Source organism: Micromonospora sp. LOL_023, from assembly GCF_048060115.1.
GTDB lineage: Bacteria > Actinomycetota > Actinomycetes > Mycobacteriales > Micromonosporaceae > Micromonospora_E.
Genome location: NZ_JBHMIM010000023.1, coordinates 79194 through 94225, shown reverse-complemented (window position 1 = coordinate 94225; position 15032 = coordinate 79194). Strand labels below are relative to the sequence as shown.

The following is a 15032-nucleotide window of genomic DNA, read 5'->3' as shown; positions in this document are numbered from 1 at the left end:
CCTCCTGATGTGATGTGTGTCGTTGGCCGGGTCCCGCGTACGCGGGACCCGGCCAACACGCGTCCGCAGCTCGGGGCCGGGGTGGTCCCCGTGGTGACGCGCAGGCGGGCGGCTGACGTTGCGTTTTTGTCGGCGGCAGGGTGTACTGTGAGAAGTGGTTAGAACGGGTGTTCGATAAGGGTGCTGCTGCTGGTCGGGTCCGCCGGTCAGCGGACAGGCCCACACTCGGATTCCCGCACTGGCTGCCGGGAGGAGCGATTCGCGGCGCGAGCCCCGGCGGTGTGGCACCGCGGGCCACACACCCCTGGCACCGGACTTTCGCGGGTCCGGAGCCACAAGGCAGGACCGTTGCCCGCCGCCCCCGACCCCCGGGCGGCGGGCAACGGACCCCGCCAGCATCGCCGGTGCGGATGCGGTGTGGGGAAGCATCCGGATCCGCACCGGCGACGCCCCGCCCGACGTCTTCCTCCGTGGGTGGGCACCCAACCAGGTGAAACGCGCGGAGGAGAAGCCATGCCGACCAGCCCGGCCCAGGCACCCACGGTGCCGGCGCACCTGCTGCCCAACCGCACCCCGGCCCAGTTGCTCGCCCTCGCCCGGCACGGGCTGACCGAGGCGGCCGACACCCGCCCGGACGGGCTGCGCTACGCGGCGGCCCACCTGGCCGCCCTGCGCGCCGCCGCGGCGATGCTGGCCGCCCGCGCCCGCCCGGCTCCGACCCGCCGTAACCGGGTCACCAGCGTCTGGGCCCTGCTGCTGATGGTCGCCCCCGAACAGGCCGAGTGGGCCACCTTCTTCGCCACCGGGGCGAGTAAACGGGCCGCCGCCGAAGCCGGCATACCTCGGGTGGTCACCGCTCGGGAGGCCGACGACCTGTTACGCGCCGCCGAGCAGTTCGTCTCCCTGATCGAAGACACCCTCGGTCTGGCCCACCAGCCGACCCTTGACGGACTGGCCGCCTGACCTACCGCACGTGATCCAACCGCACGTCTCCATCATGTGCGATCACCGGACACGACCTCCGTTGCCGTCGGCACCCGTGAGTGCCGACGGCAACGACGCGTGCACCACCACGAACGACGCGTGCACCACCACGAACGACGCGTGCACCACCACGACCAAGAACGCTCGGGGGGAAGACAGAGATGGCGGGACGCCTGGTGGCCGGGACGGCGGCGTTGGCCGCGGTCGCCGCCGGCCTGGTCCGCCCGGCCAGCGCTCTGACCGGCGTCGCCGGCCCGGCGGGCGCACTGGCCGCCGTCGAGTCGACGGAGGCAGCCGGGGCAGCGGCGGTGCCGGGCGTCTCCGGCCTGCCGGAGCAGCCCGGGATCGACCGGGTGCTGCCGGTCCCGGCCGCGTTGACCGGCCTGCTGCCCGGTCGCGGCCTGCGGCGGGGCTCCACCGTCAACGTGCTACCGCACCGGTCGGCCCGGCTCGGCGCCACCTCGCTGCTGCTGGCCCTGCTCGCCGAGGTGTCCCGGGCCGGTCTGTGGTGTGCCGTCGTCGGGGTGCCGGCGCTGGGCGCGGGTGCCGCCGCCGAGCTCGGCATCGCCCTGGACCGGCTGGCCCTGGTGCCGTATCCCGGGCCGGACTGGCCCATGGTGGTCGCCGCGTTGATCGACGGAGTGGACGTGGTGGTCGTCGCGGCACCCGCCGCCGTGACACCGCAGGTGACCGGCCGGCTCGCCGCCCGGGCCCGGCAACGGGGCTGCGTGCTCATGCCCTGCGGCCGCTGGGACACCCCCGACGTCACCCTGCAGGTGGTGCGTGGCCGGTGGGAAGGGCTCGGGTCGGGCCGGGGGCGGCTGCGCCGCCGGGAGATGGTCATCGCCGCCCGGGGCCGAGGCGCGATGAGCCGCCCCCGGGAGGTACGGGTGTGGCTGCCCGGCAGTGGCTCGGCGATGCCCGTCACCCCAGCGGTCACCACCACTACCACCGCTGCCACACCCCGGCGGACCGGCCGCGCTGAGCTGACCCTGGTACGGCGCGGATGAACCATCCGGGGCCGAATCCGGCGCAGCGGAGCCACCGCGACCGGCCCGCCACCCGAGCCATGGTGCTCTGGTGCCCGGACTGGCCGGTGGTCGCCGCCGAGATCGTCGACGGGACACCGGCGACCGATCCAGTGGCTGTCCTGCACGCCAACCGGGTGATCGCCTGCTCCGCGGCGGCCCGGGCCGAGGGTGTCCACCCCGGGCTGCGGCGGCGTGAGGCGCAGAGCCGCTGCGCCCGGTTGATCGTGGTCGACCACGGTCCGGCCCGCGACGCCCGGGCCTTCGAGCCGGTCGTCGCCGCCATCGAACAGATGGTGGCCGGCGTCGAGGTGCTCCGCCCCGGGGCGTGCGCGGTCGCCGCCCGCGGCCCGGCCCGCTACTTCGGCGGCGAGGACCGGGCCGCCGAACAGATCGTCGAACACCTCGCGCAGAGCTGCGAGGTCGAATGCCAGATCGGCGTCGCCGACGGCACCTTCGCCGCCGGACTGGCCGCCCGGGCCGGCCGGATCGTCGCCCCGGGGGGTAGCGCGGAGTTCCTGGCCGAGCTGCCGCTGCGGGTGCTCGGCCGGCCGGAGCTGACCGACCTGCTGCGCCGGCTCGGCCTGCGTACTCTCGGCGACTTCGCCGCGCTGCCGGCCCGCGACGTGCTCGCCCGGTTCGGGCCGGACGCGGCGCTGGCCCACCGGCTGGCGGGCGGCCGCGACGAGCAGCCCTTCACCCCACGCCATCCGCCGCCAGAGCTCGCCGTCACCGCCGACTACGACGATCCGCTCGACCGGGTCGACGTGGCCGCGTTCGCCGCCCGTTCGCTGGCCGAGCAGCTGCACGACCGGCTCGGCGGGCACGGTCTGGCCTGCACCCGGATCGGTATCGAGGCGGTCACCGCCCACGGTCAGGAACTGCACCGCGTCTGGCGGCACGACGGCGTGCTCACCGCCGCCGCGATCGCCGACCGGCTGCGCTGGCAGCTCGACGGCTGGCTGACCGGCGGGGCCGACCGCCGGCCCGGCACCGGCGGCCGGCCGGTGCCCGCCGCGCCGACCGCCGGCATCATCCGGCTGCGGCTGATCCCCGACGGGGTGCTCGCCCGGGCCGCGCTGCAGCCCGGCCTGTGGGGCGAGACTGGCGAAGAAGGTGCCCGTGCCCGCCGGGCGCTCAGCCGGGTACAGGGTCTGCTCGGCCCGGAGTCGGTGGTCACCGCCGTGGCCGGCGGCGGCCGGTCCCCGATCGACCGGTTCCGTCTCGTCCCGTGGGGCGACGAACGGGTGCCGGCCCGGCCCGACGGTCGGCCGTGGCCCGGCCGGCTTCCCGCCCCGGCGCCGGCGATCGTGCTGCCCGTACCGTTGCCGGCCGAGGTGTACGACGCGGCCGGTGAGCCGGTGACGGTCAGCGCCCGGCTGGTGCTCAGCGCCGGCCCGGCCCGGGTCACCGTCGATGCCGCCGCCCCGGTCGACATCACCGGCTGGGCCGGCCCGTGGCCGATCGACGAACGCTGGTGGTCGCCGGCCGAAGCGCACCGCCGGGCCCGGTTCCAGGTCGCCCTCGCCGACGGCACCGCCCTGCTGATCGCCCGCGACGCCGGGCGCTGGGTGGTGGAGGCCATCTATGACTAGCGGGCCGCAGGCGGAGGACCGGTGGCCGGCGATGATCGACCCACCGGTGGTCGACCCGCTCGCGGTCGACGGCGACGGTGGTGACGCGCCGGGCTGGACCCGCAAACGGGCACCGTACACGCCGTCGCCGGAGCGGCCGGTCACACCGGACGGTGGGTCGGGCACGCCGTACGCCGAACTGCACTGTCACAGCAACTTCAGCTTCCTCGACGGGGCCAGCCACCCGGAGGAACTGGTCGAAGAGGCCGTCCGGTTGGGGCTGAGCGCGCTGGCCGTCACCGACCACGACGGCTTCTACGGGGTGGTCCGGTTCGCCGAGGCCGCCGCCGTCCACGGGCTGCCGACGGTGTTCGGCGCCGAGCTGTCCCTCACCGCGCAGACCGCGACCGCCCAGCGGGGCAGGGCCGGTGACCGGCGGGCCGCGCTGCGGGCCGGGGATCCGGATCCGGCCGGGCGGCACCTGTTGGCGTTGGCCCGTGGCCCGGCCGGCTATGCCCGGCTGGCCCGCACCATCTCCCGGGCGCAGCTGCGCGGCGGCGAGAAGGGCCGACCCGACTACGGTGCCCTGGAGCAGGTCGCCGCCGAGCTGCGTGATCACGTACTGGTGCTGACCGGGTGCCGCAAAGGGCCGGTGCCGGCGGCGCTGCGTACCGGCGGGGTGGCCGCCGCCGCCGCGGAGCTGGACCGGCTGGTGGCGCTGTTCGGCGCGGACGGTGTCGCGGTCGAGCTGACCGACCACGGGGATCCGTACGACGGCGACCGCAACGACGCCCTTGCCGAACTGGCCCGCGCCCGAGGGCTGCCGACGGTGGCCACCGGCAACGTGCACTACGCCGCGCCAGCCCGGCACCGGATGGCTACCGTCGTGGCCGCGATCCGGTCCCGGCGCGGCCTGGACGACATCGACGGCTGGCTGCCCGCCGCCGGCACCGCCCACCTGCGGGCCGGTGCCGAGATGGCGGCCCGGTTCGCCGGCTACCCGGGCGCGGTGGCGCGGGCCGCCGCCTACGGTGCCGAGTTGGCCTTCGACCTGCACCTGGTCGCCCCCCGGTTGCCGGACCATCCGGTGCCGGCCGGGCACACCGAGATGAGCTGGCTGCGGGAGCTGACCTGGCGGGGCGCGCTGGAACGGTACGGCCCGCGTGAGGCCCACCCGCAGGCGTACCGGCAACTCGACCACGAGCTCGACATGATCGACAAGCTGGACTTCCCCGGCTACTTCCTGGTCGTGCACGACATCGTGGCGTTCTGCCGTGAGCAGGACATCTACTGCCAGGGGCGGGGGTCGGCGGCCAACTCGGCGGTCTGTTACGCGCTGCGGATCACCAACGTCGACGCGGTCCGCCACCAACTGCTGTTCGAGCGGTTCCTCGCCCCGGAACGCGACGGCCCGCCGGACATCGACGTCGACATCGAATCCGGCCGCCGCGAGGAGGTCATTCAGTACGTCTACCGTCGCTACGGCCGGGAACACGCCGCCCAGGTGGCCAACGTGATCTCGTACCGGCCCCGGTCGGCGGTGCGCGACGTGGCCCGCGCGTTCGGCTTCTCGCCCGGCCAGCAGGACGCCTGGAGCAAGCAGATCGACCACTACGGCGCGGTGGCGGCGGCCGGGGAGGACATCCCGGCGCAGGTGGTGGCGTACGCTGACGAGCTGCAGACCTTCCCCCGGCACCTGGGTGTCCACTCCGGCGGCATGGTGATCTGCGACCGGCCGGTGATCGAGGTCTGCCCGGTGGAGTGGGCCCGGATGCCGGGGCGCACCGTGCTGCAGTGGGACAAGGACGACTGCGCCAGCGCCGGCCTGGTCAAGTTCGATCTGCTCGGGCTGGGCATGCTCACCGCGTTGCACGACGCGCACGACCTGATCGGCTCCGAGCTGGACCTGGGCGCCATGTCGCTGGACGACCCCGAGGTGTACGCGATGCTGTGCCGGGCCGACTCGGTCGGGGTGTTCCAGGTGGAGAGCCGGGCGCAGATGGCCACCCTGCCCCGGCTGAAACCGACCTGCTTCTACGACCTGGTCGTCGAGGTGGCGTTGATCCGGCCCGGCCCGATCCAGGGTGGCTCGGTGCACCCGTACATCCGCCGGCGCAACGGCCAGGAGCCGGTGACCTACCCGCATCCGCTGATGCGCAACGCGCTGGAGAAGACCCTCGGGGTGCCGCTGTTCCAGGAGCAGCTGATGCAGCTGGCGATCGACCTGGCCGGCTTCGACGCCGCCGGTGCCGACCAGCTGCGCCGGGCGATGGGGTCGAAACGGTCGGCGTCTCGGATGGCTGCGATCCGCGACCGGCTGTACGCCGGGATGGCGGGGCGGGGCATCACCGGTGAGCTGGCCGACGACCTCTACCTGAAGCTGTCCGCGTTCGCCAGCTTCGGTTTCCCGGAGAGCCACGCGATGAGCTTCGCCTACCTGGTGTACGCCAGCGCCTGGCTCAAGCGCTACCACCCGGCGCCGTTCCTCGCGGCATTGCTCAATGCCCAGCCGATGGGGTTCTACTCGCCGCAGACCCTGGTCGACGACGCCCGCCGGCACGGGGTGCGGGTGCACCGGCCGGACGTCAACGCCAGCGGCGCGGCGGCCACCCTGGTCGTCGACGCCCGCACCCGGTGGGGTGGCGCGCCGGGGGAGCCGCCGCACCAGTGGGGGATCGGCGGCCCGCAGGTGCGCCTCGGCCTGTCGGCGGTCCGCGGCATCGGTGACGAGCTGGCCGAGCGGATCGAGGCCGAGCGGGCCGGGCACGGGTCGTACCGGGACATGCCGGACCTGGCTCGCCGGGTCGGGCTGACCGCCGCCCAGCTGGAGGCGCTGGCCACCGCCGACGCGTTCGCCTGTTTCGGGTTGACCCGTCGGCAGGCGCTGTGGGGGGCGGGGGCAGCTGCGCAGGAACGCGCCGGCCGGCTGCCCGGGGTCGCCGTCGGGGTCGACGCGCCGACCCTGCCCGGTCTGGACGAGGTCGACGCGTTGATGGCCGACGTGTGGGCCACCGGGCTGTCACCGGACACCCACCCGGTGCGGTTCGTCCGGGACCGGCTGGCCGCCGCCGGGGCGGTGCCGATCGCCGAGCTGGGTCGGGTCGACGCCGGCACCCGGATCCGGGTCGGCGGAATCGTCACCCACCGGCAGCGCCCGGCGACCGCCGGCGGGGTGACGTTCGTGAACCTGGAGGACGAGACCGGGATGCTCAACGTGACCTGCTCACCCGGGCTGTGGCTGCGCTACCGCACGGTGGCCCGGTCCAGCGCCGCCCTGCTGGTGCGGGGCCGGCTGGAGAAGGCCGAAGGGGTGCTCAACCTGGTCGCCGACCGGCTGGACGCGGTGACCAGCCCGGTCAGCCCGTCGTCCCGGGACTTCCGCTGAATACACAGCCGATGCCGCAGATCAGCTCGGCGACGGGTCGGGAACGGACGGGCCGGGTGCCGGGGTGGTGTCGGGGCTCGGAGTCAGCGCGGGCAGTTCGAACGGGTTCCGCTCGGGACAGAGCGGGTAGGTGTGCTCCAGGTTCGGGCCGTACACGGTGAGCCGGTCGCCCATGCGCAGAATGCCCTGCCCGATCCGCAACCGTTCCAGGTCCGTCAAGTCGCACCAGCCGGGGAAGCCGAGGAGGATCGGCTCACCGTTCTCGTCGAAGAGTCGGGCACCCTCCACCAACTGTCCCTGACTGTCGTAGACGTAGACATCCTGTGGAGACGCTGGAGACGGCAACGGGGGACTGAGGTAGACCGCGCCAACGTTCGACTCCGTCACGACGAACGGATCTTCTGCCGCCGGCAGGTAGAACAGTACGAACGTGGCTGACCACAGCACCACCAGGGCGCTGGCCATGGTGGTCACCCGTCGGGGCCATCGGGAGAGTCGCGGTCCACGGCGGCCAAGCCAGACGGAGCCGATCGTCAAGACGGTGAGCACCAGCAACCCGGCCGGAACGCTGCCGCCGGGGGCCGGCAGTGGGCCGACCAGCTCGCCGGAGGCGAGGTACGCGAACAGCGCTGTCGCCAGGTAGCCGCGTAGCACCCACCAGGCGGGGCGCAACGACTGCAGGAACTCGCTGGTCGTGCGATGACCGAGGACCGGCCCGACCCGGTGGTCGACCCGGTCCAGCCGGGCGCGGGTGCGCTGCCAGGCGGCACTGACCCGTCGGCCGATCCCCGGCGGCGCCGGGGGGTCCAGCGCGGCGCTGGAGCGCAGCTCGGCGGCGTACTCCGTCGGTTCGCCTAGCCGGTCCACCAGCGTGCCGTCGCCTTCGGCGAGAACCTCGGCCAGGTGCTCGGGCAGGTCTTCGAGCAGCTCGTCGCGGACCGGAGCCGGCAGGTCGGCCAGGGCGGCCCGGACCTGCTCGACGTAGCGTGAAATCTCCATCTGCGTCGTGGCGTTCACGCCGCCATCCCCCGATCGTCGAGCAGATCATCCATGATCGCCGCGAAGCCGCGCCAGGTCTTGCCGGAGCGGGCCAGCTGGTCTCGGCCAGCGGCGTTGAGCGAGTAGTACTTGCGGTGCGGGCCCTCCTCGGAGGGGACCACGTAGGTGGTGAGCAGGCCGGCCTGGAACAGTCGGCGCAGCGTGCCGTAGACCGAGGCGTCGCCGACCTCCTCCAGGCCCGCGGTGCGCAGTCGCCGCAGGATGTCGTAGCCGTAGCCGTCCTCGCGCTGCAACACCGCCAGCACGGCGAGGTCGAGCACTCCCTTGAGGAGCTGGGTCGTATCCACGCACCGCAGACTACTACGCGATACGCTATACCGTCAAACGCGGGGTAGCGCCGGCGGCGGCAGGCCCAGGGCGGGCCGACCGGGGCCGGGCCGACCCCGGGCCGATAGGCTCGCGCGAGTGGAGCGAACACACCTACCGAGCGGCCCGACGGCCGGTCCGCGTACCGCAGTGGTCTGGTCCGTGCTGCGCCAGGAACTGGCCCGGCACCGGGACCGCCCGCTCACCGTCGTCGACGTCGGCGGCGGCACCGGCGGATTCGCCGTGCCGCTGGCCGAAGCCGGACACCAGGTGACCGTCGTCGACGCCAGCCCCGACGCGTTGGCCGCGCTCACCCGCCGCGCCGCCGAGGCCGGGGTCGCCGAGCAGATCACCGCCGTGCAGGGCGACGGCGACGCGCTCGGCGAGCTGATCGCCCCCGCCAGCATCGACCTGGTGCTGTGCCACGCGGTACTGGAGGTGGTCGACGACCCGGTCCGGGTGGTCGAATCCCTGGCCGCCGCGCTGCGCCCGGGCGGCGCGGCGAGCATCCTGGTCGCCGGCCGGGCCGCCGCCGTCCTCGCCCGCGCGATCAACGGACACCTCGACGTCGCCGCCGCGTTGCTGGCCGACCCGCAGGGCAACGCCGGCGCGCGGGACACGTCGCGCCGCCGATACGACGCCGACAGCGCCGCCGCGCTGGTCACCGCCGCCGGGCTCCAGGTCGAACAGATCCACGGGGTACGCGTACTGGCCGATCTGCTGCCCGCAGCCGTCGCCGAGGGTGCCCCACAGGCGCTGCTCGACCTGGAACTCGCCGCCGCCGCCCAGCCGCCCTACCGGGACCTGGCCACCCAGCTGCACCTGTTCGCCCGGCGCCCGGGCGCATGACCGACGCCGAGGCCCCGGCCACCCGGGCGGACCTGCTCCGCCCGGCCCGCCCCGAGTACGGCGTGGCCAGCCTTGCCGACGTGCTACCGGGCGTACTGACCGCACTCGGGGTGGCGGGTGGCCGTGACGTGCTCGGGCTCGCCGGGCCACTGGCCGGCGTACGGCGGGTCGTCGTGCTGCTCGTCGACGGGCTCGGCTGGCACCAGTTGCCGGCCGCCGGCGACTGCGCCCCGGCGTTGGCCACGCTCGCCGCCGGCCGCTACGCGCGCCGGCTGACCACCGGATTCCCGTCGACCACCCCGACCAGCCTGGTCAGCCTCGGTACCGGTGCCCCGCCGGGAGCGCACGGGGTGCTCGGCTTCCACAGCCGGATCCCCGGCACCGACCGGATGCTGACCCACACCCAATGGACCGACGACCCCGATCCGAGCTGGTGGCAGCCGTTGCCCACCCAACTGGAGCGGGCCGCCGCGGCCGGTGTGACGGTGAGCGTGGTGAGCCGACCCGAGTTCGCCGGCAGCGGGTTGACCGTCGCCGCCAACCGGGGCGGTGTGTTTCTCGGCGCGACAGGAGTCGACGAGCTCGCCGTCGAACTGCTCGCGGCGCTGACCGCCGGCGACGGGCCGACCCTGGTCTCCGGCTACCACCCGGACCTGGACCGGGCCGGGCACGTCTTCGGTGTCGACTCGCCGCAGTGGCGGTCCGCCGCGGCCGAACTCGACCGGCTGTTGGGTCGGCTGGTCGAAGGTCTGCCGCCGGACGCCGCGCTGCTGGTCACCGCCGACCACGGCCAACTGAACGTGCCGGCCGGCCCGGCGTACCGGTTCGACCTGGACGCCGACGCCCGGCTGCGGGCCGGGGTACGCGTGGTCGCCGGGGAGCCGCGGGTGCGTTACCTGCACACCGAGCCGGCGGCGACGGCCGACGTCGTCGCCACCTGGCGGGGGGTACTCGGCCCGGCGGCGGTGGTGGTGGAGCGTGCCGAACTGGTCGAGGCGGGCTGGTTCGGGCCAGTGCCCGCGCAGCACCTGGCCCGCATCGGGGACGTGGTGGTGATCTGTCAGGAGCGGTTCGTGGTCCTGGCGAGCGAGTCGGAGCCGGGCGCGACGAGACTGGTCGGCTTCCACGGTGGGGCTACCGAGGTGGAACTGGCCATCCCGATGCTGCTCGCCGCCCAGTCTTTTGTCTGATTTGATGGATGATCAACCAAAGATCGGCGCAGTTTGGCAATCAGGGGAGAAGGGGGAACGCGGCATACTGGCAACAGGCGGCTACCCTGTTACCAGGTGATGACGTCCGCCGGACGGAAAATCAACCTAGGCGGTCCGTCGTCCGGCTTTCCGACCCGCGAACCCCCTCGTAGACTTGCGGGTAAGCAGCCGGTTGGCTGCCACGGTCCGACCGGGCTGACCAACGCGACCGGGGAGGAGTGCCGTGCCGCTCTCGGAGCACGAGCAGCGGCTGTTCGAGCAGATCGAGCGGTCGCTTGCCGAGGACCCCAAATTCGCCTCGGCCGTGCGCGCCAGCGACCCGCGTTTCCACACGCGGCGTCGCCTGCTCGTCGCTGCCGGTGTGATCATCATTGGCCTTGCCCTGGTCGTCTACGGCACAGTGAGCAAAGTGCCGCCGCTGGGTGTGGCCGGTTTCGTGGTCATGCTCGGTGCGGCGGCGTTCGCCATGCAGTCCCAGCGCAAGTCGAGCACCCCCGACCTGCGGGTGGTGGGTGGGACGGCGCGTCGTCGTACCGGTGGCGGGCGACGGTCGTCGTTGATCAGTCGGCTGGAGGAGCGCTGGCGCCAGCGACCGGAGGGACACCGCTGAGCTGACCAGCGGGGTCCGACTGCCCGGTGATCGCCGCCGGGCAGTTCAGTCATGCCCAGTGCAGGGTCCGGCCCGTTCCGGCTGACTGTCGCTGCGATGCGACGATCCTGAGACACGTGGGCGATTATTCCTGCTCGACCGGCACCGCATGTCGTTTTCGCCGAAAGAAGCCGTGGCTGGCGCACCAGCAGAAAGCCGGATCCACCACGGAGGAAGGCCACGGCCGTCCGGACCGGAAGCCGTGGGAGCCGGTCGGAAAGCTCAGCGACCCAGCCGGTTGGCCAGCAGCCGGCGTGGGCTGAACCGGAGCGCGGTGCCCCGCCAGCGCCCGACGACGTCGAACACCTGGGCGTACCCTTCGGCGACCTGGCTACGCCAGCGCAGCAGCACCGACGGGGGCAGCAACCGGGCCAGTAGGCGGGTGCGCCGGGTCGCCCCGGCCGCCAGCGCGGCCCTGGTGAGCCCGAGGGCGTCCACCAGCGCGTGGCCATGCATCGGCTGTCGGGCATAGCGCGCCCGTTCCTCCGCCTGGCCGAGCAGCCGGACCGCGTCCGCAGCTCCGTCGTGGACCGATCCCGTCGCGATGAGCCGCAGTGCGGTGGCCCGCGGCGTCTCCGACCGGTCCACCGGCACCCGCAGGTCGACCATCGTGTCGACGAGCTCGCTCCACGCCGCGTGCGCGTGTTCCCGGGCCGGACCCACCTCGGCCCCGGTGACCACCACGACCGGCATGGCACCGCCAGCCGCGGAGTCGGCAGCGGTGGCCGGCACCGGCCCCAGGGTGCGGCTCAGCCGGCGACGCCGCACCGCGCCACGGCGCGCCTGCGGCACCGCCAGCAGGGCGATCAACGTCGCGAGACCCGCCAACGCCCACCACAGCCAGGTCGGGCCGGCGGAACCGGCCGATGCCGACCCCGTACCCTCCTGGCCCGGGTCGACGTTGCCCGGTCCGCTCTGCGGCAACGGCGCCGCCGACGGTGCCGCCGACGGCCCGGCCGTCGGCGTCGCAGCCGGGTCGTCGCCCTCCGGCGCGTCCAGATCCGGTGCCCACTCGGAACGCACCGAACCCGGCACGTTCGCCGCCGGAGTCGCATCGAACGGCACCCAGCCGATTCCGCCGAAGTAGACCTCGGTCCAGGCATGCAGGTTCAGGTTGGTCAGCGTGTAGGTGTTCTCCGACCGCCGGGACCCGTTGGCGAAGCCGAACGCCACCCGCGCCGGGATGTCCGCCTCGCGTACCAGCCAGGCCATCGCCGCGGCGTACTGCTGGCAGAACCCGACCTTGTTGTCGAGGAAGTTGACGATGTCCTGGCTGGCCGTACCGCCCTCGGTGGCCAGGCTGTAGGTGAAGCCGTTGGACCGGGAGAAGTGGTTGTAGATCGCCCGGACCCGGTCGTAGTCGCTGTCGGCGCCGGCGGTCAACTCCGTCACCAGCGCGGACACCTCCGGTACCGCCGGCACCGCGGTGGCCCGCTGCCGCAGGTCGTCGTCGGTTGGCAACGGCTGCGAGCGGCGCAGCGCGCCCGGGGTGTACGAGGAACGGACGTACTCGAAGTCGTAGGTCATCCCGCGGGCGCGGGACCGGCCGGAAAACACGATCTGCGCGGTGCGGTCGTACGCCCAGGTGTCGTCCACGTCGTCCATCCGCACCGGTACGGCGTACGTGGGCAGCAACGCCATGTTGAAGTTGCCGAGGACCTCGACGGTCGCCTGGTACGGCTCGTGGGTGACCCCGGTGCTACGGATCTCCGGATCCTCCCGGGGATCGGGCAGCGCCCGGACCGATGCCGGCCGCCCACTCGGCGGACGGTTGGCGAAACCCTCCTCGCTGATCTCATCGGCGACACCGATCCGTAGGTACGCCGGATTCGGGTCGTCGGTGGTCACCCGGAGCATCTCGGTGACCTCGCTCTGGTTGAGCTGGCCGCTCAACGCGGCGAAGAGGTTCACCTGCCCGGGACCGGTGCCCAACCCGTTTCCGCCCACCCCGGCCCTGCCCAGGTTGCTGAGCAGACCCGACGTCATCCCGGGGATCGCCAGCGGGATCAGCACCGCCACCGCCACCCCGGCCAGCGCCAACCGGCGACCCGCGGCGGCCAGCGGTGACGGCTCCCACACGTCCACGTCGCGGCCGTCGCCGGTGAACCGGCGGCCGAACCGGCGCACCCGGTCGACGTTGTCGGCCATCAGCAGCCACAGGTAGCCGACCGCGCCGATGATGAACGGGACCGCCGGGACGCCGTCGACGTAGATCGCCACCGGCACCGAGTAGATGGCGAGCATCGGCAGGCCGGCCAGCGCCGGACGACGCAGCGTGACAGTCAGTACGTCGATGACGACCGCGACCGAGCCGATGCCCAGCACGGTGATGAACAGCAGCGCGTCGCCGTCGGGCACCGGCACGCCGTAGGCGTGTACGTCCTGTGCGGACTGGGCGAACAGGCTGCCGAAGTGGTTGATCGTCGCCGGGGTCGGCAGGACCGCGAACAGCTCGTCGCCACTGGGGAACATCCAGGTCAGTGCGAGCAGCAAGGCGCCGATCATGGCTATCGGATGCAGCCAGCCAGGTGCCCGCAACGTGCGGACCAGCATCCCGGCACCACCGATCAGGATCACGGCGATGGCGCACTGCACCAGCCAGGTCCAGCTCTCGAAGATGGTGGCCATCGGCGCGGCGGCCATCAGGCTGGCCGCCGCCGCGATGAGCCCGAGATGCCTGCGGGTGGTCACTTCATACCTCCGGCTACCGTCTCCGCCGACGCGGCCCGCCAGGCGAACCCCTGCGAACCCCGGCCCAGCTGCGGCCAGAGCGACGGCAACTGGTCGCCGTGGTTGACTCCGATCACCCGCCAGCCGCTCTGCAGCAGGGACAACGCCGCCGTGGCGTGCGCCTGGTCGGCCGCCGCCCGCTGCGCCGGTTCCAGGGTCGTCCAGGTCGAGGTGTCGATCAGCAGCCCGACGCAGGTCGACCGGTTGCCTCGCAGACCGGCCAGTAGCTCCGCCTCGGGCAGGGTCAACGCCCCGAACAGCGCCACCACCAGTGAACCGTCCGAGCGGCGGCGAACCTGCTCGACCAGGGTGGCGACCTCACTGCGCTGACCGGAGGTGACGTCGGCGAGCTGGTCGAGCAACAGCCCGTCACCGTCCGCCTCGGTCGCGTCGAGGTCGACGCCGGTGTCGGTGACCAGCCGCAGCCGGTATCCGTTGGCCCGGAAGTGCACGGCGATGCTCGCCGCCGCCGCTACCGCCCATTCGAAACTCGCCGTCGGACCTTCACCGTGGTGGGCGTACGCCCGGGTGTCGAGCACGACGGTGGCCCGGCTCTCCCACGGCTGCTCCTCGCGGCGCACCATCAGCTCGCCGGTGCGTGCGGTCGACTTCCAGTGCACCCGGCGCAGGTCGTCGCCGCGCCGGTACTCGCGGGTGGCGGAGTCGTCCTCGCCGTGCACCGCCACCGAACGCGCCCGGCTGTCGCCGGAACCGGCGTACTCACCGGCCAGCCGGACCGAGGGCAGCGCCGTGACCGGTGGGATCACCGTCAGCTGGTCGACACTGGGGAAGGACCGGGCCAGTTCGCACAGCCCGAACGGATCGGTCATCCGGACCACCAACGGTCCGACCTCGTAGCGGCCCCGGACGTCCGCCCGCACCGTGTACGCCACCGAACTCGCCTGTTGGGCGCCGAGCCGTTCCAGCACCACCCGGGGCCGACTGCCCAGGGCGTACGGCAGGCGGTCCTCCAGCAGCAGGGTGCCGGTCGGCAGCCGGGACAGGTTCTGCAGCCGCAGCACCACCCGGGCGTTCGCGCCCGCCGGCACCCGGTGCGGTTCGAGCGTGCGGGTGCAGGCCAGTTTGTAGCGACTACGGCCCACGTAGGCGGCGGCCAGCAGCGGTAGCACCGCGAGCAGGATCGCCACCCGCAGCAGGTCCTTCTCGCCGAGGATCAGCGCCGACACGACCGCCGCCGCACCGGCCGCCAGGAACGAGCGGCCGCGGGTGGTCAGGCCGCGCAGCGCCGTACGCATC

11 protein-coding genes are annotated in these 15032 nt (G+C 73.5%); 7 read left to right on the top strand and 4 right to left on the bottom strand.

Going from position 1 to position 15032, the window contains the following annotated elements; all coding sequences use genetic code 11:
* The first annotated feature begins 513 nt into the window (after positions 1-513).
* The 4 genes from ACFHVL_RS14845 to ACFHVL_RS14830 all read left to right on the top strand — a co-directional run bounded on the left by ACFHVL_RS14845 (position 514) and on the right by ACFHVL_RS14830 (position 6971).
* Positions 514-963 (top strand): SAV_6107 family HEPN domain-containing protein, encoded by a 450-nt coding sequence (locus tag ACFHVL_RS14845; RefSeq protein ID WP_416628392.1) that lies wholly within the window; start codon positions 514-516, stop codon positions 961-963.
* A gap of 182 nt (positions 964-1145) precedes the next feature.
* Positions 1146-1994 carry a hypothetical protein gene (locus tag ACFHVL_RS14840; protein ID WP_416628391.1) on the top strand — a complete coding sequence of 283 codons (849 nt, stop codon included), beginning with the start codon at positions 1146-1148 and terminating at the stop codon, positions 1992-1994.
* Positions 1991-3607, top strand: coding sequence for a DNA polymerase Y family protein (locus ACFHVL_RS14835; protein ID WP_416628390.1), 1617 nt, complete (start codon positions 1991-1993; stop codon positions 3605-3607). Before ACFHVL_RS14840 ends, ACFHVL_RS14835 begins: the two co-directional genes overlap by 4 nt.
* A complete protein-coding gene (locus ACFHVL_RS14830) occupies positions 3600-6971 on the top strand; it encodes an error-prone DNA polymerase (RefSeq protein WP_416628389.1) in 3372 nt (1123 codons plus the stop codon). The genes ACFHVL_RS14835 and ACFHVL_RS14830 overlap by 8 nt, the downstream gene beginning before the upstream one ends.
* A gap of 21 nt (positions 6972-6992) precedes the next feature.
* Here the strand turns inward: ACFHVL_RS14830 and ACFHVL_RS14825 are convergent, their stop codons facing one another.
* Positions 6993-7988 (bottom strand): HAAS signaling domain-containing protein, encoded by a 996-nt coding sequence (locus ACFHVL_RS14825; protein ID WP_416628387.1) that lies wholly within the window; start codon positions 7986-7988, stop codon positions 6993-6995.
* A complete protein-coding gene (locus tag ACFHVL_RS14820) occupies positions 7985-8317 on the bottom strand; it encodes a PadR family transcriptional regulator (protein ID WP_416628386.1) in 333 nt (110 codons plus the stop codon). Before ACFHVL_RS14820 ends, ACFHVL_RS14825 begins: the two co-directional genes overlap by 4 nt.
* A 118-nt stretch (positions 8318-8435) precedes the next feature.
* On the opposite strand from ACFHVL_RS14820, the gene ACFHVL_RS14815 reads away from it, so the two are divergent.
* The 3 genes from ACFHVL_RS14815 (at position 8436) to ACFHVL_RS14805 (ending at position 11006) form a co-directional block, all read left to right on the top strand.
* Positions 8436-9185: a methyltransferase domain-containing protein gene (locus ACFHVL_RS14815; protein WP_416628385.1), complete on the top strand. Its 750-nt coding sequence runs from the start codon at positions 8436-8438 to the stop codon at positions 9183-9185.
* A complete protein-coding gene (locus tag ACFHVL_RS14810; RefSeq protein ID WP_416628384.1) occupies positions 9182-10375 on the top strand; it encodes an alkaline phosphatase family protein in 1194 nt (397 codons plus the stop codon). Before ACFHVL_RS14815 ends, ACFHVL_RS14810 begins: the two co-directional genes overlap by 4 nt.
* 244 nt (positions 10376-10619) lie before the next feature.
* Positions 10620-11006, top strand: coding sequence for a DUF3040 domain-containing protein (locus ACFHVL_RS14805; protein ID WP_416628383.1), 387 nt, complete (start codon positions 10620-10622; stop codon positions 11004-11006).
* A 261-nt stretch (positions 11007-11267) separates the two neighbouring features.
* Here the strand turns inward: ACFHVL_RS14805 and ACFHVL_RS14800 are convergent, their stop codons facing one another.
* A complete protein-coding gene (locus tag ACFHVL_RS14800; RefSeq protein ID WP_416628382.1) occupies positions 11268-13736 on the bottom strand; it encodes a transglutaminase TgpA family protein in 2469 nt (822 codons plus the stop codon).
* Positions 13733-15031: a DUF58 domain-containing protein gene (locus tag ACFHVL_RS14795; protein ID WP_416628381.1), complete on the bottom strand. Its 1299-nt coding sequence runs from the start codon at positions 15029-15031 to the stop codon at positions 13733-13735. Before ACFHVL_RS14795 ends, ACFHVL_RS14800 begins: the two co-directional genes overlap by 4 nt.
* Position 15032 lies beyond the last annotated feature (1 nt).